The 21,648-nt window shown below is 64.3% G+C and carries 19 protein-coding genes; 8 read left to right on the forward strand and 11 right to left on the reverse strand.

The window, feature by feature from the left end:
• Nucleotides 1-120: 120 nt before the first annotated feature.
• From dut to ubiE, 4 genes are all read right to left on the reverse strand, one after another.
• Nucleotides 121-579, reverse strand: coding sequence for a dUTP diphosphatase (gene dut, locus ACMYR2_RS01625; protein WP_347264854.1), 459 nt, complete (start codon nt 577-579; stop codon nt 121-123).
• On the reverse strand, nt 576-2,006 hold the full coding sequence (gene coaBC / locus ACMYR2_RS01630) for a bifunctional phosphopantothenoylcysteine decarboxylase/phosphopantothenate--cysteine ligase CoaBC (RefSeq protein ID WP_347264855.1): 1,431 nt from the start codon (nt 2,004-2,006) through the stop codon (nt 576-578). The genes dut and coaBC overlap by 4 nt, the downstream gene beginning before the upstream one ends.
• A 70-nt stretch (nt 2,007-2,076) precedes the next feature.
• Nucleotides 2,077-3,651: a 2-polyprenylphenol 6-hydroxylase gene (gene ubiB / locus ACMYR2_RS01635; RefSeq protein ID WP_347264856.1), complete on the reverse strand. Its 1,575-nt coding sequence runs from the start codon at nt 3,649-3,651 to the stop codon at nt 2,077-2,079.
• Nucleotides 3,648-4,409: a bifunctional demethylmenaquinone methyltransferase/2-methoxy-6-polyprenyl-1,4-benzoquinol methylase UbiE gene (gene ubiE / locus ACMYR2_RS01640; RefSeq protein WP_347264864.1), complete on the reverse strand. Its 762-nt coding sequence runs from the start codon at nt 4,407-4,409 to the stop codon at nt 3,648-3,650. The genes ubiB and ubiE overlap by 4 nt, the downstream gene beginning before the upstream one ends.
• Nucleotides 4,410-4,531: 122 nt before the next feature.
• On the opposite strand from ubiE, the gene ACMYR2_RS01645 reads away from it, so the two are divergent.
• Nucleotides 4,532-4,915: a glyoxalase superfamily protein gene (locus tag ACMYR2_RS01645; protein ID WP_416193578.1), complete on the forward strand. Its 384-nt coding sequence runs from the start codon at nt 4,532-4,534 to the stop codon at nt 4,913-4,915.
• Nucleotides 4,916-4,937: 22 nt separating this feature from the next.
• Nucleotides 4,938-5,819 (forward strand): bifunctional DNA-formamidopyrimidine glycosylase/DNA-(apurinic or apyrimidinic site) lyase, encoded by an 882-nt coding sequence (gene mutM, locus ACMYR2_RS01650; RefSeq protein ID WP_347264858.1) that lies wholly within the window; start codon nt 4,938-4,940, stop codon nt 5,817-5,819.
• A 19-nt stretch (nt 5,820-5,838) separates the two neighbouring features.
• On the opposite strand, the gene ACMYR2_RS01655 is transcribed toward mutM, so the two are convergent.
• Entirely contained in the window at nt 5,839-7,182 is a 1,344-nt protein-coding gene (locus ACMYR2_RS01655) for a serine protease (protein WP_416193579.1), read from the reverse strand.
• Nucleotides 7,183-7,404: 222 nt separating this feature from the next.
• Here ACMYR2_RS01655 and ACMYR2_RS01660 point away from each other — a divergent pair, with 222 nt between their 5' ends.
• Nucleotides 7,405-8,205 (forward strand): molybdopterin-synthase adenylyltransferase MoeB, encoded by an 801-nt coding sequence (locus ACMYR2_RS01660; RefSeq protein WP_347264860.1) that lies wholly within the window; start codon nt 7,405-7,407, stop codon nt 8,203-8,205.
• A gap of 186 nt (nt 8,206-8,391) precedes the next feature.
• Here the strand turns inward: ACMYR2_RS01660 and ACMYR2_RS01665 are convergent, their stop codons facing one another.
• Nucleotides 8,392-9,393, reverse strand: coding sequence for a D-glycerate dehydrogenase (locus ACMYR2_RS01665; protein ID WP_347264861.1), 1,002 nt, complete (start codon nt 9,391-9,393; stop codon nt 8,392-8,394).
• A 517-nt stretch (nt 9,394-9,910) separates the two neighbouring features.
• On the opposite strand from ACMYR2_RS01665, the gene ACMYR2_RS01670 reads away from it, so the two are divergent.
• Complete coding sequence (locus ACMYR2_RS01670; protein WP_416194142.1) at nt 9,911-10,441, forward strand: SH3 domain-containing protein; 531 nt, start codon at nt 9,911-9,913, stop codon at nt 10,439-10,441.
• A gap of 258 nt (nt 10,442-10,699) precedes the next feature.
• Here the strand turns inward: ACMYR2_RS01670 and irrA are convergent, their stop codons facing one another.
• Nucleotides 10,700-11,206 (reverse strand): iron response transcriptional regulator IrrA, encoded by a 507-nt coding sequence (gene irrA / locus ACMYR2_RS01675; protein WP_011313374.1) that lies wholly within the window; start codon nt 11,204-11,206, stop codon nt 10,700-10,702.
• Between the two features lie 485 nt (nt 11,207-11,691).
• Between irrA and fabA the strand changes: the two genes are divergently transcribed.
• From fabA to fabI, 3 genes are all read left to right on the forward strand, one after another.
• On the forward strand, nt 11,692-12,216 hold the full coding sequence (gene fabA, locus ACMYR2_RS01680; RefSeq protein ID WP_347264829.1) for a bifunctional 3-hydroxydecanoyl-ACP dehydratase/trans-2-decenoyl-ACP isomerase: 525 nt from the start codon (nt 11,692-11,694) through the stop codon (nt 12,214-12,216).
• Nucleotides 12,217-12,300: 84 nt separating this feature from the next.
• On the forward strand, nt 12,301-13,524 hold the full coding sequence (fabB, locus tag ACMYR2_RS01685; protein WP_416193580.1) for a beta-ketoacyl-ACP synthase I: 1,224 nt from the start codon (nt 12,301-12,303) through the stop codon (nt 13,522-13,524).
• A gap of 172 nt (nt 13,525-13,696) precedes the next feature.
• Nucleotides 13,697-14,530, forward strand: coding sequence for an enoyl-ACP reductase FabI (fabI, locus tag ACMYR2_RS01690; protein WP_347264831.1), 834 nt, complete (start codon nt 13,697-13,699; stop codon nt 14,528-14,530).
• A 54-nt stretch (nt 14,531-14,584) separates the two neighbouring features.
• Here fabI and ACMYR2_RS01695 read toward each other — a convergent pair whose 3' ends face one another.
• Both ACMYR2_RS01695 and katG read right to left on the reverse strand, forming a co-directional pair.
• Nucleotides 14,585-15,181, reverse strand: a complete 597-nt coding sequence (locus ACMYR2_RS01695; protein WP_347264832.1) for a glutathione S-transferase family protein — start codon at nt 15,179-15,181, stop codon at nt 14,585-14,587.
• Nucleotides 15,182-15,283: 102 nt separating this feature from the next.
• A complete protein-coding gene (gene katG / locus ACMYR2_RS01700) occupies nt 15,284-17,473 on the reverse strand; it encodes a catalase/peroxidase HPI (protein WP_416193581.1) in 2,190 nt (729 codons plus the stop codon).
• A gap of 249 nt (nt 17,474-17,722) precedes the next feature.
• Between katG and ACMYR2_RS01705 the strand changes: the two genes are divergently transcribed.
• Nucleotides 17,723-18,637: a LysR substrate-binding domain-containing protein gene (locus ACMYR2_RS01705; protein WP_347264834.1), complete on the forward strand. Its 915-nt coding sequence runs from the start codon at nt 17,723-17,725 to the stop codon at nt 18,635-18,637.
• 232 nt (nt 18,638-18,869) lie between these two features.
• Here the strand turns inward: ACMYR2_RS01705 and pnp are convergent, their stop codons facing one another.
• Nucleotides 18,870-21,026, reverse strand: a complete 2,157-nt coding sequence (gene pnp, locus ACMYR2_RS01710; RefSeq protein WP_347264835.1) for a polyribonucleotide nucleotidyltransferase — start codon at nt 21,024-21,026, stop codon at nt 18,870-18,872.
• Nucleotides 21,027-21,377: 351 nt separating this feature from the next.
• Nucleotides 21,378-21,647, reverse strand: a complete 270-nt coding sequence (rpsO, locus tag ACMYR2_RS01715) for a 30S ribosomal protein S15 (protein ID WP_347264836.1) — start codon at nt 21,645-21,647, stop codon at nt 21,378-21,380.
• Between the last annotated feature and the right edge of the window lies 1 nt (nt 21,648).

The following is a 21,648-nucleotide window of genomic DNA, read 5'->3' on the forward strand; positions in this document are numbered from 1 at the left end:
GGCAGCGGAAAAATGCGTAGCCGCGACATTTACGAAACGATTGTTGTAAAATTGAATCGGTTTTCGCGGGCGGATGATGTTGAGTCCTGGGAGTGGAATTCAACGCGGTTGAAACAGGCTCTAACGTCCCGTCGAACCGAATCCGCCGCCGCCGCGCGGCGTCGCCGGCAACGCCGCCGCGCGCACGAGTTCCACGCGCGTCACCGGCGCGACGATCATCTGTGCGATGCGCTCGCCGCGGCGGATCGTGAAGGCTTCGCTGCCGAGATTCACAAGAAGCACGTTGATCTCGCCGCGATAGTCGGCGTCCACGGTGCCGGGCGAATTCAGCACGGTGACGCCGTGCCGGGCGGCGAGACCGGAACGCGGCCGCACCTGCGCCTCAAATCCGTCCGGTAATGCGATGACGAGCCCGGTCGGGATCATCGCATATTGTCGGGCCGCGAGAACCAGCGGCGCGTGTTCGGCAATCGCGGCGATGAGGTCGAGGCCGGCCGCCTGGGCGCTTTGATAGGACGGCAGCGGAAGGCCTTCGGCATGCGGCAGTTGCCGGACATCGACCTTGATCGGCTCACTCATGCCGCCGGACCCGGCAGGGTTGAGACAACGCGTTCGATCAGCATGGCGGCCACCTGTTCCTTGGTCATGATGGAGAAGGACTCGGTCCTGATCTCGCCGTCCTCACCGCGCGTCAGCAGATGCACGGTGTTGCGGTCGCCGCCCATCACGCCGGTTCCCGGAGATACGTCATTGGCGACCATCCAGTCGCAGCCCTTGCGAGTGAATTTCGCCCTGGCGTTGTCGAGGAGATGCTCGGTTTCGGCGGCGAAGCCGATCACGAGGGGCGGGCGTTTGTCGCGCAGGTTCGAGATGGTGGCGAGAATGTCCGGGTTCTCGATCAGTTGCAGCGGCGGAACTCCGGCTTCGGTTTTCTTCAGTTTCTGCGCACCTGCATGCGCTGCGCGCCAGTCGGCGACCGCGGCGGTGAAAATCGCGATGTCGGAAGGCAGCGCCGCCTCGACCGCCGCCAGCATCTGGCGCGCGGATTCGACATGCACCACGGTGACGCCGGGGGGGGCGTCGAGATCCACGGGGCCGGAAATCAGCGTTACCTCCGCTCCCGCCGCCTGCGCCGCCGCGGCGATGGCAAAGCCCTGCTTGCCCGAGGAGCGGTTGGCGATGTAGCGCACCGGGTCGATCGGCTCCAGGGTCGGTCCGGCGGTGATCACGACGCGGCGGCCCTTTAGAGGTTGCGCTTGCGGCGGCATGAGCATCCGCTCAGCGGTGGCCGCGATCGTCAAGGGTTCGGCCATGCGGCCGACCCCGGCTTCTCCCGCTTCCGCCATCTCGCCGGAATCGGGACCGATCATGGCGACGCCGTCGCGGGTAAGCCGGGCCACGTTGCGGCGTGTCGCCGGGTTGTTCCACATCAGCGGATTCATCGCAGGCGCCAGCAGAACCGGCTTGTCGGCGGCGAGCAGAATGGCGCTCGCCAGATCGTTGGCGAGGCCGTTGGCCATCTTTGCTATCAAATCGGCCGTGGCGGGAGCCACCAGGATGAGGTCGCAGTCCCGGGCCAGCCGGATATGGCCCGCGTCGAATTCGCTGCCGGGGTCGAACAGATCCGTATAGCAACGCTCGTTCGAGAGGGCTCCAGCACTCAGCGGCGTGACGAATTGCTGCGCAGCATTTGTCATGACGCATCGCACAAAAAATCCGCGCTCCCTGAGTCTCCGGATCAGGTCGAGCGCCTTGTAGGCGGCGATCCCGCCGCCGACGATCATTGTCACTTTCGGTAACAGACTGGATATCTTATGGAAATATCCATCAGGCGAGGATGTTGCGTTGCGGGAAGCCGGACCGTCAGGGGTGCCCGAGGGAATAGCGGTTGCCTCGCGCAGGATGACGCGGATCTCCTCTTCCACCGAACGGCCGGAACCGGCGGCGCGCGCTCGCAGCCGGGCCTTAACAGCGTCATCGAGTTTGCGAACGGTCAGGCTGGCCATTATGCGCTCCGGGCGAACGACGCCGTGCTTGATATCATAGATCTCAATATCTGATTACGATGATAGCACATCAACGGATTGCAAGGGACCATAGAATACCGAGCAGCGTCAGGGCGATGATCCAGAGCGCGATGGTCCGCCAGCGGTTCTGCCGGGTCCGTGCGCGGGCCAGCGCGGCGACGGTTTCGGGCGCGAGCACCAGCCCGTCGCGGGTCATCGTCTCCACTTGCTCAAGCACCGCCACCGAGCGCGAGGCGATCGCGGGCAAGGCGGCGAGCACCCGGCCCAGCTGCCCGGCGCCGGCGATCGCGCCCTGCATTCGTCCGATCGGGCCGAGGTTTTCCGTGATCCATTCGCGAACCACCGGATCGGCCACCGTCCAGATGTCCAGCTTGGGATCGAAGCTGCGCGCCACGCCTTCGACCACCACCATGGTTTTTTGCAGCAGGATCAGTTCGGGCCGCGTCTGCATGTCGAACAGGCCGGTGACCTCGAGCAGCAGCGTCAGCAGCTTGGCCATCGAGATTTCCTCGGCGGTGCGATTGTGGATCGGCTCGCCGATGGCGCGGATGGCTTGCGCGAAATTCTCCACCGAATGATGGCCCGGCACGTAGCCGGCCTCGAAATGCACCTCGGCGACCCGGCGGTAGTCGCGGGTGATGAAGCCGAGCAGGATTTCGGCGAGGAAACGCCGCTCTTTCAGGCCCAGCCGTCCCATGATGCCGAAGTCAACGGCGACCAGCCGGCCCGAACTGTCGAGGAACAGGTTGCCCGGATGCATGTCGGCGTGAAAGAAGCCGTCGCGCAGCGCGTGGCGCAGAAAACTCTGGATCACCTTGCGGCCCAGTTCGGGCAGGTCGGCTTTCGATTGCGCAAGACGCGCATGATCGTTCAGCGCGATGCCGTCGATCCATTCCATCGTCAGCACGTTGTGGGTGGTGCGGTCCCAGTCCACCTCTGGCACCCGGAAGTCGGGATCGTCGCGGGTGTTCTCCGCCATCTCCGACAGCGCGGCCGCTTCCAGCCGCAGGTCCATCTCCATCGCCACCGATCGCGACATGGTGTTGATGACCTCGACGAGGCGCAGCCGCCGCGCTTCGGCCGAATGCGCCTCGGCGTTGTTGGCCACGAAAAAAAAGTCCGACAGGTCGCGGCGGAAACGCGTGGCGACGTTGGGCCGCAGCACCTTGACCGCAACCTGTTTGCGGGCGCCGTTTCTTTCGACCTCGCCGCGATGAACCTGCGCGATCGAGGCCGCCGCCACCGAAGGCCCGAAACTTGCGAAGGCGTCCGCGACGGGCTTTTCCAGCGCCGCCGCGACCACCGCTTCGGCTTCCGCTTGCGAAAACGGCGGCAGGCGGTCCTGAAGGCTTTCCAGGTCGCGCGCCATGGCGACGCCGATGACGTCGGGGCGCGTGGCCAGGAACTGTCCGAGCTTGAGATAGGCCGGTCCGAGCCGCGTCAGCGCGCGCGTCAGCCGCGATCCGGATTTCGCGCCGCGGCGCTCTATCAGCCGCGCCATGCGCAGCGCGAGCTGGCCGGGAGCCGGCACCAGCGATGGATCGACCACGCCGAACACGCCCTCGCGCGCGAACACGAACGCGGCGCGGGCCAGCCGCGCGACATGAGCCAGCGCGGAGATCACAAACGCCAGCCCGAATGCAACGCGACAATGCCGCCGGAAAGCGCCTGCCAGGAGACGCGGGCGAAGCCGGCGTCACGGATCATATCGGCGAAGGCGTTCGGCTTGGGAAACTTGCGGATCGATTCGACCAGATACCGATAGGAGTCGGCGTCGCCGGTAACGGCGCGGCCGAGCGGCGGAATCACCTTGAAGGAAAACAGGTCGTAGATTTTGTCGAGACCGGGTACATCGACCGTCGAGAATTCAAGGCAGAGAAACCGGCTGCCCGGCCTCAGCACCCGATACGCCTCGCGCAGCGCGGCGTCGATGCGCGGCACGTTGCGGATGCCGAAAGCGATGGTGTAGGCGTCGAAACTGCGGTCCGCGAAAGCCAGAGTTTCGGCGTTGCCTTCGACGAACGACACCTGATGATCGCGATGCTGCTTGATCGCGCGCTCGCGGCCGACCGCGAGCATGTCCGGATTGATGTCGCAGACGGTGGCCTGATATCCGTGGCCCGCGGCCTTCGCCGCACGGAAGGCGATATCGCCGGTGCCGCCCGCGACATCGAGAAGCGCGAATGAAGCATCGCCGCGCGGCGGGTTCAGCGCCGCGATCATCGCGTCCTTCCAGACGCGGTGCAGCCCGCCGGACATCAGATCGTTCATCAGGTCGTAACGCTGCGCCACGCTGCGGAAGACGTCGTTCACCAGCGTCTGCTTGTCCGCCACCGGGACGTCCCTGAAGCCGAAATGCGTCGTCTGGTCCTCTCGATCCATGTCCGTTGTCTCCATGTCCGGACCATAGCCTGCCATGCTGCGCTGCGCTACAAGCGAGGTCGATCCGAGACTGGATGGGCCGTTCACCGTGGTTAACCGGTGACATCAGGAAGGAAGCGTCCATGCCCCCGCAATTCACCAGGATAATCCCTACCCTGCGGATGTTCGATGTGCGCAAGGCGCGGGAGTTCTACCTCGATTTCCTCGGCTTCAGGGTCGATTTCGAGCATCGGTTCGAGCCGGACCTGCCGCTCTATATGGCGATATCGCTGGGCTCGGCGGTGCTGCATCTCAGCGAGCACCATGGAGGCTGCTCGCCGGGCGCGCGGATCATTATCGAGACGACAGGGCTTGCGGATTACCAGGCGAGTTTGTTGGCCAAGCAATACGGCTATGCGCGGCCGGGATTGGAGCGCCAGCCCCGGGGCGCGACCACCATGACGGTGACCGATCCGTTCTATAATTGTCTGGTCTTCAGCGAAGAAGGTGAGACTCCGGCTCAATAAATCCCGCGAAACGAGCGAAGCGTTGCCCGAACTTCCCGAGGTCGAAACCGTACGCCGCGGCTTGCAGCCCGCGATGGAGGGCGCGACCATCGTCCGCGCCGAGACCCGGCGCAAGGACCTGCGGTTTCCGTTCCAGACCGATTTCGTCGCCCGCCTGGAGGGCCAGGCCGTGACCGGGCTCGGACGGCGGGCAAAGTACCTGCTGGCGGACCTCGCATACGGCGACGTGCTGTTGATGCATCTGGGCATGTCCGGCTCGTTCCGTGTGATCGATGCGGCCGGAGCGGTGGCTCCCGGCGATTTTCATCATCGGCGCAACGAGAGCCGCGCCCACGATCATGTGCGGTTTACGATGTCCTCCGGCGCCGAGATCGTGTTCAACGATCCGCGCCGTTTCGGGTACATGAAGATTGTCGCACGCGAGGCGCTCGGCGACGAGCCGCTGCTGAAAGGACTCGGGCCCGAGCCGCTCGGCAATGAATTCGATGCGGCGATGCTGGCGCGTTGCTGCCAAAACAGGAAGACCAGCCTGAAGGCCGCGCTGCTCGATCAGCGCGTGGTCGCCGGGCTCGGCAACATCTATGTCTGCGAGGCGCTGTTTCGCGCGCGGCTTTCGCCGCGCCGTCTCGCCGCGACGCTCGCCTTGAAAACGGGGGAGCCGTCGGAGCGCGCCGAACGACTGGTCGCGGCCATCCGCGACGTGCTCAATCAGGCGATCGAGGCGGGAGGCTCCTCGCTTCGCGATCATCGACAGACCACGGGCGAACTCGGCTACTTCCAGCACTCGTTCGGGGTATATGACCGCGAGGGCGACAAATGCCGGACGCCGGCATGCAGGGGGACCGTGACGCGCTTCACCCAGAACGGACGCTCGACGTTCTGGTGTCCGGCCTGCCAGACGTAAACCGCCTCAGTGCATCGATTCATCTTCGCACGCAGATGACGCGAACCACGGTGGCCTCCGCATCGAACGATCCCTCGAACGGATCTACATCGTTGGCTTTCAGAAAAGCGCGCAGGGCTGCCGCGGGAGCCAGCACGGCCTGCGCGGGAGGCGCCGCGCCGGAAAGCCCGGCGATGTCCGCAGGCTGCAGGAGCGCGAGCCCCGCGAGTTGTCCTTTTGCATCAAGCGCCGCCGCGCCGGAAAAGCCTGATGCGGGCGCCGGCGTCAGCATCGATTCACCGCCGCCGCCCTGCGCCACCGAGGCCTTGACGCGACTGACGGCGGAGCCGCCGCCCTGGTTTTGCGGATCGGTGATGCCGACCAGATCGATGCTCCCTTTGACGGCATCGGGGCCGAGCGCGATCGGCTGCAACCCGTGCGCGCCGTAGACGCGCAGCAGCGCGAGGCCGTGATCCTTGTCGCCGGCGATCCTGTCGGCGTAGCCATGGCCCGTGACGACGATCGACCGGCATCCGTCGGTGGCGTCGTGACCGGTCAGGATCGCGCCGTCTTTACTCACGATCACCCCGCTTGCATATTCCACGAGCTTGCGCGGCGGCGGACCGTTCGCCGGAAACGGATCGAATGCGCTCGACATCGCGATCACCACGGGCTCCATGACGCCTTCGGTGGCCTGATCGTAGAGAATTGTCAGGATGCGGGCTTCGCTGTCGCGGAGCCGGCCGCGCATGTAGAATTTCTTCAGGCCCTGTGTGCCCGACAGCACGAAGACATCCGGTTTGACGGCGCTGTAGGTAACCTTGCGGCCGGGCGGTTGCCGGCGTTCGTGATCGGCAAGCCTGGCGGTTGTGAGGCCGGCTTCCTTGCGGCGCGTCGCGATGATCTGGATGGTGCCGGTTGAAGAACTCCATGTCGTGCCGTCGCCTGCGCTGGATTGCTGCGGCGTCAGCCTCATGGGCAGGCCCAGCCGGACGCCGGTCGCGGCGTCGGTGGCGATCTTCCAGCCGACATTCGCCCGCCCTTTCCGCGCGGCGGCAGTGAGAACGCTGCGTTCCTGCGGATTGAGCACGCCGGTCGGCTTGTTGCCCTGATCCTTCTGGAATGCCTTGATTGCAGCGATCAGCCGGTCGCTGACCTCGCCATTGATGAGGCCGTTGTAGTGACCGGTCCATGCCAGGTCGGACTGAAGCGCCTGCCGCGCCGCTGCCGCCATCGCCCTCACGGTATCGGCCGGAGTTTGCGCCGGCGGGGGGACGGCGGCTTCCGGTTTGCTTCTCGCGCGTCCGATGGTGTCGCCGGGTTGCGCCTGGGCGGAGATCGTGGTGGCTACGATCATCAACGCCGCGGCGATCATCGCTCGCATGGCAGCTTTCGTCTCCGTTGAAACGGCGCTATTGAAACACATCTGCCGGGCCGGTAACAGCGGCCACCTGTAGCGTTTTCAAGCGACGCGGAGACCGGTTCGCGTGAGGAGAACGCGTTAGAACAGTGATCCAGAGCTTCGCTTCTGATTCGATCAGAAGCGAATGCGCTCCAGGTGCGGGCCGGCGTACGGCGCCTGATTGACGGAGAGAACGGCAGGACCATGCTAAGCGCCGACGAACTTGAACGCTATTCCCGGCACATCGTGATGCGCGAGGTCGGCGGCCCGGGCCAGAACGCGCTGCGCAATGCGCGCGTGCTGATGATCGGAGCGGGAGGACTCGGCGCGCCGGCGCTGATGTATCTGGCGGCGGCGGGCGTGGGGACGCTCGGCGTCATCGATGACGACATCGTGACGCTGTCGAACCTGCAGCGCCAAATCATCCACGCGACACCGGATATCGGCAGTCCCAAGGTCGAGAGCGCCGCGGACAAGATCCGCGCGCTCAATCCGCATGTCGCATTCCGCGCGCATCACATGCGGCTGGATGCGTCGAACGCGATGGCGCTTCTGGCGGACTACGACATCGTCGCCGAGGGCTCGGATAATTTCGCCACCCGCTATCTGGTGGCGGATGCGTGCTTTCTGGCCAGGAAGCCGCTGGTGACCGCCGCGCTCGGGGTGTTCGACGGATCGTTGACGACGATCCGCGCGCACGAGAAAAACGCCGATGGCGCGTTCAACCCGACCTACCGTTGCCTGTTCCCCGAACCGCCGCCCGAGGGCACGGTGCCGAGCTGCCAGCAAGCGGGCATTCTCGGCGCGCTGGCCGGCGTGCTCGGTTCGATGACGGCGCTGGAGGTGATCCGCGAGATCGTCGGGTTCGGCGAGGGACTGGTGGGGCGCTTGCTGATGGTGGATGCGCGCGCGATGCGGTTCGAGACGCTGAATTACAGGCGCGATCCGTCAAATCCGCTCAACGGCGATCATCCGACCATCACCGATTTGAGCGCGTATCGCTGAAGCCGCTTCTTCCCACCCTCTCCCCTTGCGGGAGAGGGTGGTTTCGAACGCAGTGAGAAACCGGGTGAGGGGTACCTTGATAAGGTCGACCCCTCACCCGGCTCAATCTCGGTTCACTCGATTTCGCCACCCTAAGAGCGAGCTTTGCTCGTCTCGGCTCCCGCAAGGGAGAAGGAAGGCACGCCGTCACAACATGCTCGGCAGCACGCGGTCCGGCGGCTTGTGGTTGTCGAGGAAGGTGCGGATGTTGATGATCACCTTCTCGCCCATCTCGACGCGGCCCTCGATGGTGGCCGAACCCATATGCGGCAGCAGCACGACCTTGCCGGCCTTGGCGAGGCGGACCAGTCTCGGGTTGACCGCCGGTTCGTGCTCGAACACGTCAAGCGCGGCGCCTGCGATCTCGCCGGCCTCGATCAGCTTGGTCAGCGTGTCCTCGTCGATGACCGTGCCTCGCGCCGTGTTGACGATATAGGCGTCCTTGCGGATCAGCTTGAGGCGGCGCGCCGACAGCAGATGGAAGGTGGCCGGGGTATGCGGACAGTTCACCGAGATGATGTCCATCCGCGCCAGCATCTGGTCGAGCGAATCCCAATAGGTGGCGCCGAGCTCGTCGGCGATCTTCGGCGCCACGGGCTTGCGGTTATGGTAGTGGATCTGCAGGCCGAAGGCGTGAGCCCGGCGCGCCACGGCCTGGCCGATGCGGCCCATGCCGATGATCCCGAGCCGCTTGCCGCCGAGGCGCCGGCCGAGCATCCAGGTCGGCGACCAGCCCGGCCAGTCACCGCCCGCCGTCAGCAGCGCCGCGCCTTCGATGAAACGGCGCGGGACCGCGAGGATCAGCGCCATGGTCATGTCGGCAGTGTCCTCGGTGAGAACGTTCGGTGTGTTGGTGACGGTGATGCCGCGCTCGTGCGCGGCGACGACATCGATATTGTCGACGCCGTTGCCGAACTGTGCGATCAGCTTCAGCTTGCAGTCCGACTGTTTCAGCACCGCCGCGTTGATATGGTCGGTCACCGTCGTAACCAGGATGTCGGCGGTACGGACGGCGTCGATCAGCTGGTCGTGCGTCATCGGCCGGTCGTCGAGATTGAGTCGCGCATCGAACAGTTCGCGCATTCGGGTCTCGACCGAGTCAGGCAGCTTGCGCGTGACGACAACCAGAGGCTTCTTCTTGATCGACATCGGGTGCTCTCTAGTGTGGTGGTTCAGAAGTTCGCTTCATTGCCCCATCGAGTCCGTCAAGCGAACTTCTGAACCTGAACCACACTAGAATCATAAAATTGCTAGTGTCCCTTTGATTCCGAAGTTCGCATCAAAGGTTGCGGCAAGGGTATACGAACTTCGGAATCGGGACACTAGTTTTCCGGTTTCGAGGTTCGCAGACCGCTGCGGCAACCCTTGATGAGAAACGAAGTGACGCCGTTGCGCCGGATGCGTCCAAATCCGGGAAACGGCCTGTGGCGGAAATGCTATAGCATTCAGTCCCTGTTAACCCACACGTTCGAAACTGCGGGCGCTGGCTGATATCGGCGTCGTCCTGGTATCCCGGGTTCCTCGCATCTTACGTGCACTTTCCCGGGCGTGTCCCGGTCATCCTGGGTTTGGTCCTCTCTAGCAGAAGGTCGTGCCAAGGCAAGACGGGGTCCGGAGGGCGGGGCGGCCGGGTCAGGCGGCGTGGTGAGCTTCTCGGGGGCAGATGATGATGGTGAAATGGCGCGCTCTTTCCATGGTGTTCGCAGCCGCGACGCTGGGTGCGGTCGCGATTCAAACGACCGCCGACGCCAAGGATTCCGCGCTGTCCACCAGCGGCCTGCCGGTTCCGCGCTATGTGAGCCTGAAGTCCGACCACGTTAACGTTCGCGCGGGCCCGACCAAGGATAACGACGTCGCCTGGGTCTATACCAAGGCGGGCCTCCCTGTCGAAATCACCGCGGAGTTCGAGAACTGGCGCCGCATCCGGGATTCGGAGGGTGCCGAGGGTTGGGTCTATCACTCGCTGCTGTCAGGCCGCCGCACCGCGGTCGTCACGATGAAGGCGAAGGACGACTTCGCGGCGCTGTATGATCGCGCGGATGTTCAGGGCACGGTGGTCGCCCGCTTGCAGGCCGGCGTCGTGATGCAGGTCAAGCGTTGCGCCGCGGGATGGTGTCATGTCATGGGCGACGGCTTCGACGGCTGGATCGAGCAGCGGCGGCTCTGGGGCGTTTACGCCGACGAGAAGGTCAACTGATCGTCGATGGTTCGCGTCTAGAGCATCGGACCCGAAAGTGGGGACCGGTTTCGGGATAAATCCGATGCTCAATCAATTAACTGGAGCGGCGGCCTGATTCCATTTGATCGGCCGCCGTTCTAGAAAACGCGTCAGATCAACGTCCTGAGTTCCGCTTCCGATTCCATCGGAAAAGCGGGAAGGTACTGACATCTCTCACAAAAACAAACGCCCGGCGCAAGGCCGGGCAATGCGAACGCGCTCGAGACCGCGGGCGGATCAGCGCTTCTTGCGCAGACGCACAACCATGTCGATGCGGCTGATCTCGTAGCCCTCCGGCACGTTCGGCATCTTCTGCAGCACCAGATGCGGATCGGGAATGTCCACCAGCTCGTGATTGTTTTCGAGGTAGAAGTGGTGGTGGGCGGTGACGTTGGTATCGAAATACGTCTTGGTACCGTCGACGCTGACCTGGCGCAGCAATCCGGCGTCGGTCAACTGATTGAGCGTGTTGTAGACGGTGGCCAAAGAAACCGGAACCTTGGCGAGGGTCGCTTCTTCATAAAGCATTTCCGCCGTGAGGTGGCGCGCGCCCTTGCCGAACAGCAGCCAGCCCAGCGCCATGCGCTGCCGCGTTGGCCGCAGCCCGACCGATTGCAGCATTTCGTTGACGTCGTGCCAGGGGCAACCCGTCAAAGTAGGCTGCCGTCCGTGACCGATCGCCGCGATATCACGGTCCTCCTCGGTCACAACCACGATGTTCTCGCTTGTACTCACGCCAGGCATTCGAAGCTCTTATCCAGCCGTCAACAGCCCCCACAGGGACCAACTATTTCAAACTATAGGAACAAAGACGTTCAGATGCAAGTTTTTCGCAACTAGAATGGCTCAAAACTAGTTCCGCGATCCGCCTTTGGGGCTAAAGTGATGCGCGGAAGCGGGCAAACGGCACCAGTGAACGTACACCCCGCAAGCCGGATCGCAAATCCGGGCATCGCGAATCCGGGCAGAGGCTCGCGATCCTGTAAACCGCCTCGCTCGATCGGTTTGGCGATTGGCCAGCGTCAATCCGCACGCGATCGGTTCGCTCCCTCCGAAACAACGGCTTGCATTCGGCGATCAGCGGCCACGGGTGCTCTTTGCCCCCTTCCGACCCTGTGTTAGAGAGCCACGAAGGCGCTGATCCCGGGGATCGGCGTCCGACCGAGGTGCACCCAGCTCGTGCGCCTTTCCAATCATCCATTGCCTAACAGAGAGAAAGGCCACGCAGCATGCAGGACCGGCGCAGCAGCTATGATTATGAAGGTTTGCTGGCGTGCGGCCGGGGGGAACTGTTCGGGCCGGGAAACGCCCAGTTGCCGTTGCCGCCGATGCTGATGTTCGATCGTATCACCGAAATAACGGAGGATGGCGGGGAGTTCGGAAAAGGATTGATCCGCGCCGAACTCGACGTCAAACCCGACCTCTGGTTCTTCGGCTGCCATTTCAAGGGCGATCCGGTGATGCCCGGCTGCCTTGGCCTCGACGCGCTCTGGCAGATGGTCGGGTTTTTCCTCGGCTGGACCGGGGGCGCGGGACGCGGCCGTGCGCTCGGTCTCGGCGAGTTGAAGTTCACCGGTCAGGTGCTGCCGCCCGTTCGCAAGGTCGTATATAATGTCGACATCAAGCGGGTGATGCGCTCGAAGCTGGTGCTCGGGATCGCTGACGGGTGGCTTTCCGCCGATGATGATATTATTTACCGCGCGAAAGACCTGAAGGTCGGCCTGTTCAAGCAGGATGCGGAGCCGGGGGCCTGACAGCCGAGGCCGCCGGGTGGTTCAGCTTGCGATTTTTTGACGAGGACGCTTCATGAGACAACATGACTTTGGTGCGAGGAGATCATGAGGCGGGTGGTCGTCACGGGGATGGGCATCGTCTCATCCATCGGAAACAGCACGCAGGAAGTGCTGTCCAGTCTCTTCGAGGCCAAATCCGGCATCACGCGCGCGGAGAAGTATGCCGAGCTCGGCTTTCGCTCCCAGGTGCAGGGCGCGCCGACGCTGAATCCGGCCGACGTGGTCGATCGCCGCGCGATGCGCTTCCTGGCCGAGGGCGCGGCGTGGAATCACGTCGCCATGGAGCAGGCGATCCGCGACTCGGGCCTGGAGTCCAGTGATATCTCCAATGAACGCACCGGGATCATCATGGGTTCCGGCGGTCCGTCCGCTCGCACGATCGTGGAAGCGGCCGACATCACCCGCAGCAAGGGGCCCAAGCGCGTCGGCCCGTTTGCTGTGCCGAAGGCGATGTCGTCCACCGCATCGGCGACGCTCGCCACCTGGTTCAAGATCAAGGGCGTCAACTATTCGATCTCGTCGGCCTGCGCGACCTCCAACCACTGCATCGGCAATGCCTATGAGACCATTCAGATCGGCAAGCAGGACATCATTTTCGCCGGTGGCTGTGAGGAACTCGACTGGTCGCTCTCTGTGCTGTTCGATGCCATGGGCGCGATGTCGTCGAAATACAACGATACGCCGGCGACGGCCTCGCGCGCCTATGATGTCAGCCGCGACGGCTTCGTGATCGCCGGCGGCGCAGGCGTCGTGGTGCTGGAGGAGCTCGAACACGCGAAGGCTCGCGGAGCGCGCATCTACGGCGAGGTCGCCGGCTATGGCGCGACGTCGGACGGATACGACATGGTCGCGCCGTCGGGCGAAGGCGCCGAGCGCTGCATGAGGATGGCGCTGTCGACGGTGAAAACCAAGGTCGATTACATCAATCCGCACGCGACCTCGACGCCGGCCGGCGATCCGCCGGAGATCGAGGCGATCCGCAAGGTGTTCGGCGCCGGCGACAAGTGCCCGCCGATTTCCGCCACCAAATCGCTGACGGGGCATTCGCTCGGCGCGACCGGCGTGCAGGAAGCGATCTACTCGCTTCTGATGATGAACAACGGCTTCATTTGCGAAAGCGCCAACATCACCGAACTCGATCCGGTGTTCGCGGATATGCCGATCGTGCGTAAGCGTATCGACGACGCCAGAATTGGCACGGTGATGTCGAATTCGTTCGGCTTCGGCGGAACCAATGCCACGCTGGTTTTCAAACGACTGGATGCCTGATTTGTAACGGCTGCTCGCAAGACCGGCGGCGGTCACAGTAGCGATTTTTCAGGACCGGGCTTGGCGCGAAGCGTGTCTTGCGCGGATGATCCGGCCATCCCAACCTTCCAACCTGTCCACGTCGCCAAGGCGTGGATGCCCGGCACGGGGCCGGGCATGACGGAGTTCCCACATGACACACCTCATGCAAGGCAAGCGCGGCCTGATCATGGGCGTCGCCAACGACCACTCGATCGCCTGGGGCATCGCCAAGATGTTGGCCGCCCACGGCGCGGAACTGGCCTTCACCTATCAGGGCGAGGCGCTGGCCAAGCGGGTGCGGCCGCTCGCCGAATCGGTTAGCGGCAAAATGGTGCTGCCGTGCGACGTCGAGGACATCGCCTCTGTCGACAAGGTGTTCGCCGATATCGGCAAGGCCTGGGGCAAGATGGATTTCCTGGTCCATGCCATCGCGTTCTCCGACAAGAGCGAACTCAACGGCCGCTATGCCGACACGACGCGCGAGAATTTCGCGCGCACCATGCTGATCTCGTGCTTCGCCTTCACCGAGGCGGCCAAGCGCGCCGCCGCCTTGATGCCGGATGGCGGCAGCATGCTCACGCTGACCTATAACGGCGGCGATCGCGCGATGCCGAACTACAACGTGATGGGCGTGGCCAAGGCGGGGCTGGAAGCATCGGTGCGCTATCTGGCGGTCGATTTCGGCGCGCGGAACATTCGCGTCAATGCCATTTCGGCAGGTCCGATCCGCACGCTGGCCGGCGCCGGCATCGGCGATGCGCGCTTCATGTTCGCGTTCCAGCAGAAACATTCGCCGCGGGGGCGCGGCGTCAGTCTCGACGAACTCGGCGGCGCGGGGCTTTATTTGTTGTCGGATCTGTCCGGCGGGGTTACCGGCGAGATTCACTTCGTCGATTCCGGCTACAACATCATCGCGATGCCGCAGCCCGACGCGTTGCGGAGCGAAGGCATGAGCAACGGCGCGCCGAACGACGCGGCGAAGTAAACCTTCTGAAGCGGCGCGGCAGTCGCACCCCGTCTCATAAGCGGTGAGGCCGAATCAGCCCGCCGCGATCTTCTCCGCGCGTTGAAACGCCGGCCGCGCCACGCAGCGGTCGATGTAGCGATCGAAAGCTGGCCGCGGCGGCACCATCTTGAACTGGCGGATCGCAAAGTTCAGTCCGGAGCCGATCACGATGTCGGCGGCGGAGAAGTCGTCGCCGAGAATCCACGGCCCCTTTTCCACGGCCTTGTCGAGCACGTCGAACACCTGCGTGGCGTCCCCCCACGCGGCCGTGCTCGATGGCACCTGGAGCTTGGCGAAGATCTGGAGCAGCGCCGGTTCAATGCAACTCGGTCCGAAGAACAGCCATTGCAGATATTTTGCCCGGCGCGCATCACCGAGCGGCGGGGCCAGCTTCGCATCCGGAAAACGCTCGGCGACATAGGCGCAGATCGCCGCCGCTTCGGCGATCGCGATATCACCGTCGGTCAGCGCGGGCACCTTGCCCATCGGGTTGATGGCGAGAAATTCCGGCGTCTTCTGCGCGCCGGTGGAGATGTCGATCAGAGCCCGCTCATAGGGTTGACCGGTTTCCTCCATCAGCCAGAGCGCGGTGAACGAGCGCGAGCGCGGCGACCAGTAGAGTTTCATCATCGGTCCTTTCGACAGGTGATCCCGCATATATAACGCGGCACAATGAAAAAGCCCCTGCGCGGAAATCGCAGGGGCTTTGGCGCTGAAGTATACTTGCCGTGATCAGGCCTTGAGATCAAAGCGATCGGCGTTCATGACCTTGGTCCATGCTGCGGCGAAGTCGTATGCGAACTTCTCCTTGGCGTCGGCGCACGCATAGACTTCCGCGAACGCGCGGAGCTGGGAGTGCGAGCCGAAGATCAGATCGACGCGCGTGCCCGTCCACTTCAGCGTGCCGGTCTTGCGGTCGCAGCCGTCGTAAACGCCGTCCTGACCGGCAGTCGGCTGCCACTCGGTCTCCATGGTGAGCAGGTTGACGAAGAAGTCGTTCGTCAGCATGCCCGGCCGGGTGGTGAAGACGCCGTGCCTGGAGTCCGCGGCATTGGCGCCCAGCACGCGCAGGCCGCCGACGAGAACCGTCATCTCCGGTCCGGTCAGGTTCAGCAGTTGCGCGCGGTCCACCAGCGCTTCCTCCGGCGCCATGAACTGGTGCCTGTCGCTGATGTAGTTGCGAAAGCCGTCCGCGCGCGGCTCCAGCGGCGCGAAGGATTCCACGTCGGTCTGGTACTGCGACGCATCCATGCGGCCGGGCGTGAACGGCACCTTCAAGTCGATCCCGGCGTCCCCGGCCGCCTTCTCGACCGCGGCCGATCCGCCGAGCACGATCAGGTCGGCGAGCGAGACCTTCCTGCCGCCCGTCTGCGCGCTGTTGAATCCGGCCTGGATCTCTTCGAGTTTCGCAAGCACCGCTTTCAGCTGGATCGGCTGGTTGACCTCCCAATCCTTCTGCGGGGCAAGCCGGATGCGCGCGCCATTGGCGCCGCCGCGCTTGTCGGAGCCGCGGAAGGTGGAGGCCGAGGCCCAGGCGGTCGAAACCAGTTGCGCCACGGTGCAGCCGGAGGCGAGGATTTTCGCCTTCAGGTCGGCGATGTCGTTGTCGTTGACCAGCTCATGGTCGACGGGGGGGATCGGATCCTGCCAGATCAGGACTTCCTTCGGCACCAGCGGACCGAGATAGCGGTCGCGCGGCCCCATGTCGCGATGGGTGAGCTTGAACCAGGCGCGGGCGAAGGCGTCCGCGAACTGGTCGGGATTCTCGTGGAAGCGCTTGGATATCTCTGCGTAGATGGGATCGAAGCGCAGCGACAGATCCGTGGTCAGCATGGTCGGCACATGCTTCTTCGAAGGGTCGAAGGCGTCGGGCGTGATGGCGGGAGCGTCTTTCGCCTTCCACTGGTGAGCGCCGGCCGGGCTCTTGGTCAGCTCCCATTCGAAACCGAACAGCGTGTCGAAGAAGTTGTTGTCCCACTTGGTGGGGGTCTGGGTCCAGGTCACTTCCAGGCCGCTGCCGATCGCGTCGGCGCCCTTGCCCGTGCCGAACCGGCCCTTCCAGCCGAGACCCTGATCCTCGATCGGGGCGGAATCCGGCACCGGTCCGACCAGCGAAGCGTCACCGGCGCCGTGGGTCTTGCCGAAGGTGTGGCCGCCTGCGATCAGCGCAACGGTTTCCTCGTCGTTCATCGCCATGCGGAGAAACGTCTCGCGGATATCCTTGGCGGCTGCGAGAGGATCCGGCTTGCCGTTCGGCCCTTCCGGATTGACGTAGATCAGGCCCATCTGCACCGCGGCGAGCGGCTCCGCCAGCTCACGTTCGCCGCTGTAGCGCTCGTCGCCGAGCCAGGTGCCTTCCGGACCCCAGAACAATTCCTGCGGCTCCCATTCGTCGGTACGGCCGCCGGCGAAACCCATGGGCTTGAAACCCATCGATTCCAGCGCGGCATTGCCGGCGAGAATGTAGAGATCGGCCCAGGAAATCTTGCGGCCGTATTTCTGCTTGATCGGCCACAACAGGCGGCGCGCCCGGTCGAGCAGCACGTTGTCCGGCCATGAGTTCAGCGGCGCGAAACGCTGCTGACCGCCGCCGGCGCCGCCGCGGCCGTCGGTGATGCGATAGGTGCCCGCGCTATGCCATGCCATGCGGACCATCAGTCCGCCGTAGTGGCCGAAATCGGCCGGCCACCACCCCTGCGAATCCGTCATCAGCGCCTTCAGATCAGTGATGACGGCGTTCAGGTCGAGGCTTGCGAACTCGCTGGCGTAGTCGAAGTCACTGCCCATCGGGTTGGACAGGTTCGATTTCTGATGCAGGACCTGAATGTCCAGTTGCTCCGGCCACCAGTCGCGATTTTTCTGTCCGCGGCCGCTCGTGAACGGGCATTGTCCCGCTGCTTTTTCGTTTGTCTTTGCGTCCATGGGTTGTCTCCGATGCTGTGGCTGTTGCGTCGTCGTTGGCCGATGGCCGTTGCTACGAGGCGAGGGCGGGGCGTCCGGGCAGAAGGTTCGAGCCGAATTTCATTCGGATTGAGCCCTGCATCGACCGGCATTTGGACCCGACATGACCAAAGTCCTTTTGCGACGCGAGTTCGGGGCGAGTCTGGAAGATATCGTCGATCAGGTCCAGTCGAATTGCCTTTGCATCATGATAAGCGTATCTGATCGAGGGTGGTGACCCTCAGACAGCTCCGCTATCTCGCCGCGCTCGCCCGCCACGGTCATTTCGGGCGCGCCGCGGAGGCCTGCGCCATTACCCAGCCCGCGCTGTCGATGCAGATCCGGGAACTGGAGCAGTTTCTTGGCGTGACGCTGGTGGAACGGCGGCCGGGCGAGGTGATGCTGACCGAGATCGGCCGCGAGATTTCCCGCCGCGCCGAGGACGTGCTGGCCTCGGTGCGCGATCTCGTCGATTTCGCCCGCCATCGCAGCCGACCGCTGACAGGACGCCTGACCCTCGGCATTATTCCCTCGCTCGCGCCGTATCTGCTGCCGCGCGTCCTGCCGGCGCTTCAATCGCAGTTTCCTGAGCTCGAACTGGAATTGCGCGAGACGCAGACCCGGCCGCTGGTCGAGGAGGTCAAGGGCGGCATGCTCGACGCCGCCATGCTGGCGCTGCCGCTCGGCGAACCCGACATCGATACGCTTGAGCTGTTCAACGATCTGTTCCTGCTCGCGGTGCCGGCGAGCGATCCCCGGCCCCGCGGACGCCGCGTGGCGGCGCGCGACATCGACCAGTCGCGGCTGATCCTGCTTGAGGACGGTCATTGCCTGCGCGATCAGGCTCTCGCGTTCTGCGCCACGATCCCGCGCGGACCATCGCCCGGCGCGACCGGCATGACGTTCGGCGCATCCAGCCTTGCCACGGTGATGCAGATGGTGGCGGGCGGCTACGGCCTGACGCTGATCCCGCAGATCGCCGCCGATGTCGAGGAGCGCGATGAGCGCGTCAAGATTCTGCGGCTTCAGGATCCGCAGCCCGGCCGCACAATCGGGCTGGCGTTTCGCAGGACGTCGCCGCGCAGGGCCGATTTCGCGGCGCTGGGCGAGGTGGTGAGGGGGTGTGTTGCGGTGAACCGCTTTTGAATCCTCCGCCCGTTGGGAAAGAGGTCGCCGCACGCTGCTGAAGCGCGTTCACCGGCGCAGTGCTCCAACGTGACGAACACAACAAAAAAGGGGCGACTCGGAGCCGCCCCTTGGTCATTTTGTGACTGCGCCTGATTCTATCTTTGTGCTTTGACGCGTTTTCTTCACGCGAACCGGACTCCATCCTCGGGGTCAAGCCCGAGGACATGCTTCGCTCGAAAACGCTATAGGCCTACTCGCCTGCCGCTTCCCGCGGCGCGTCGCTTTCGGCTTTCTGCTTGGCTTCGAGGTCTTCGCCGGTTTCCTGGTCGACCACCTTCATCGACAGCCGGGTCTTGCCGCGGTCGTCGAAGCCGAGCAGCTTGACCTTGACCTTGGCGCCTTCCTTGACGACGTCGGAGGTCTTCTGCACGCGGCCGGCGGCGAGCTGGCTGATGTGAACGAGGCCGTCCTTGGCGCCGAAGAAATTCACGAAGGCGCCAAACTCCATCACCTTGACCACGGTGCCTTCGTAGATCTCGCCGACCTCGGGATCGGAGGCGATCGACTTGATCCACTTGATAGCGGCCTTGATCGACTCGCCGTCGCTGGAGGCGACCTTGACGGTGCCGTCGTCCTCGATGTTGACCTTGGCGCCGGTCTTCTCGACGATCTCGCGGATCACCTTTCCGCCGGTGCCGATCACTTCCCGGATCTTGTCGGTCGGGATCTTGAAAGTCTCGATCCGCGGCGCGTGTTCGCCGAGTTCGGCGCGGGCGCGATCCAGCGCCTTGGACATCTCGCCCAGGATATGGATGCGTCCATCCCTGGCCTGGGTGAGCGCGACCTTCATGATCTCCTCGGTGATGCCGGCGATCTTGATGTCCATCTGCAGCGAGGTGATGCCCGCTTCCGTGCCGGCCACCTTGAAGTCCATGTCGCCGAGATGGTCCTCATCGCCGAGGATGTCGGACAGCACGGCGTAGCGGCTGCCTTCCAGGATCAGCCCCATCGCGATGCCCGCGGTCGGCCGCTTCAGGGGAACGCCGGCGTCCATCAGCGACAGCGAGGCGCCGCACACCGACGCCATCGAGGACGAGCCGTTCGACTCGGTGATCTCCGACACGACGCGGATGGTGTAGGGAAACTCGTGATGCGGCGGCAGCACCGGGCGGATCGCGCGCCACGCCAGCTTGCCGTGGCCGATCTCGCGGCGCTTGGCGCCGCCGAGGCGGCCGGTCTCGCCGACCGAATAGGGCGGGAAGTTGTAGTGCAGCAGGAACGTCTCCTTGTACGTCCCGGCCAGCGAATCGATATACTGCTCGTCCTCGCCGGTGCCGAGCGTGGTCACCACCATCGCCTGGGTCTCGCCGCGGGTGAACAGCGCCGAACCATGGGCGCGCGGCAGCACGCCCGCTTCGGCGATGATGTTGCGCACCGTCTTGACGTCGCGGCCGTCGATGCGCTTGCCGGTGTCGAGGATGTTCCAGCGAACGATCTTGGCCTCGAGTTCCTTGAACACGCCGGCGACGCGCAGCTTGTCGTACTTCGGTTCCTGGCTTTCCGGGAAGAAGTGCGCAAGCGCCTTCTCCTTGACCTTGCCGACGGCGGCGTAGCGATCCTGCTTGACGGGAATGGCGTATGCCGCGCGCAGATCCTGCTCGATCAGGCCGAGCATCTCCTTCTCGATCTCGCTATCGTCGATGGTCTTGAGCTCGCGCGGCTCCTTGGCGGCCTTCTCGGCGAGTTCGATGATCGCGTCGATCACCGGCTGGAAGTGGCGGTGGCCGAACATCACCGCCTTGAGCATGATCTCTTCCGAAAGCTCCTTGGCTTCGGACTCGACCATCAGCACCGCGTCCGCGGTGCCGGCGACGACCAGATCGAGCTGGGTGTCGACGATTTCGTCGAGGGTGGGGTTGAGCACGTATTCATCATTGATGAAGCCGACGCGGGCGGCGCCGATCGGGCCCTTGAATGGCGCGCCCGACAGCGTCAGCGCCGCTGAGGCGGCGACCATCGCCAGAATGTCCGGGTCGTTCTCCATGTCGTGCGACAGCACGGTCACGATGACCTGGGTCTCGTTGCGCCAGCCGTCGGCGAACAGCGGGCGGACCGGGCGGTCGATCAGGCGGGAGACCAGCGTCTCCTTCTCGGTCGGACGGCCTTCGCGCTTGAAGTAACCGCCGGGGATGCGGCCCGCCGCATAGGTCTTTTCCTGGTAGTCGACGGTCAGCGGCAGGAAGTCGACGCCTTCGCGCGGCGACTTGGCGGCGACCACGGTGGCGAGCACGACGGTTTCGCCGTAAGTGGCGACGACGGCGCCGTCGGCCTGGCGCGCGATCTTGCCGGTTTCAAGCTTGAGGGGACGTCCGCCCCAATCGATTTCAACGGAGTGTTGATTGAACATCGGATCCTTCTTTCATCGGATACCGGAATGGCGGACGCCAGATGCCATAAGACCATGCCAAGATTGCGGGACGCTGGCGATCAGGCGCGCAGCGTCCGGCGATCCTGCCATGGCCTCGAGGTGGAACATGGCCTCGAGGTGGAAAATGGCGTTCGTCCCTTCCGGGGGTGCGGGCGCAGGCCTCCGGCCTTTCGTCCCGCGCGGCTGGGCGCGAAGCCCATTTGCGCCAGCCGCCGGAATGCGGCTGGGCTAACGCACAGGCGGACACGAACTCGCCGGTGCGGTGATATTCACCGGGCGCGGTGGATGCGACGTTTCGCATCCGCCAGCCCGGGCGATGTGAGCGAGCGATCAGCGACGGATGCCGTGCTTTTCGAGCAGCGCCTTGTAACGCGCTTCGTCCCGCTTCTTGACGTAGTCGAGAAGCGAACGGCGCGTCGACACCAGCTTCAACAATCCGCGACGCGAATGATTGTCCTTGGTGTGGGTTTTGAAGTGCGCGGTGAGGTTGGCGATGCGTTCCGACAGGATCGCGACCTGAACCTCGGGCGAACCGGTGTCGCCGGGCTTGTTGGCGCTGGTCTTGATGACTTCCGCTTTGCGTTCTGCGGTAATCGACATC

It is taken from the genome of Nitrobacter sp. TKz-YC01 (assembly GCF_047824785.1).
Classification (GTDB): domain Bacteria; phylum Pseudomonadota; class Alphaproteobacteria; order Rhizobiales; family Xanthobacteraceae; genus Nitrobacter.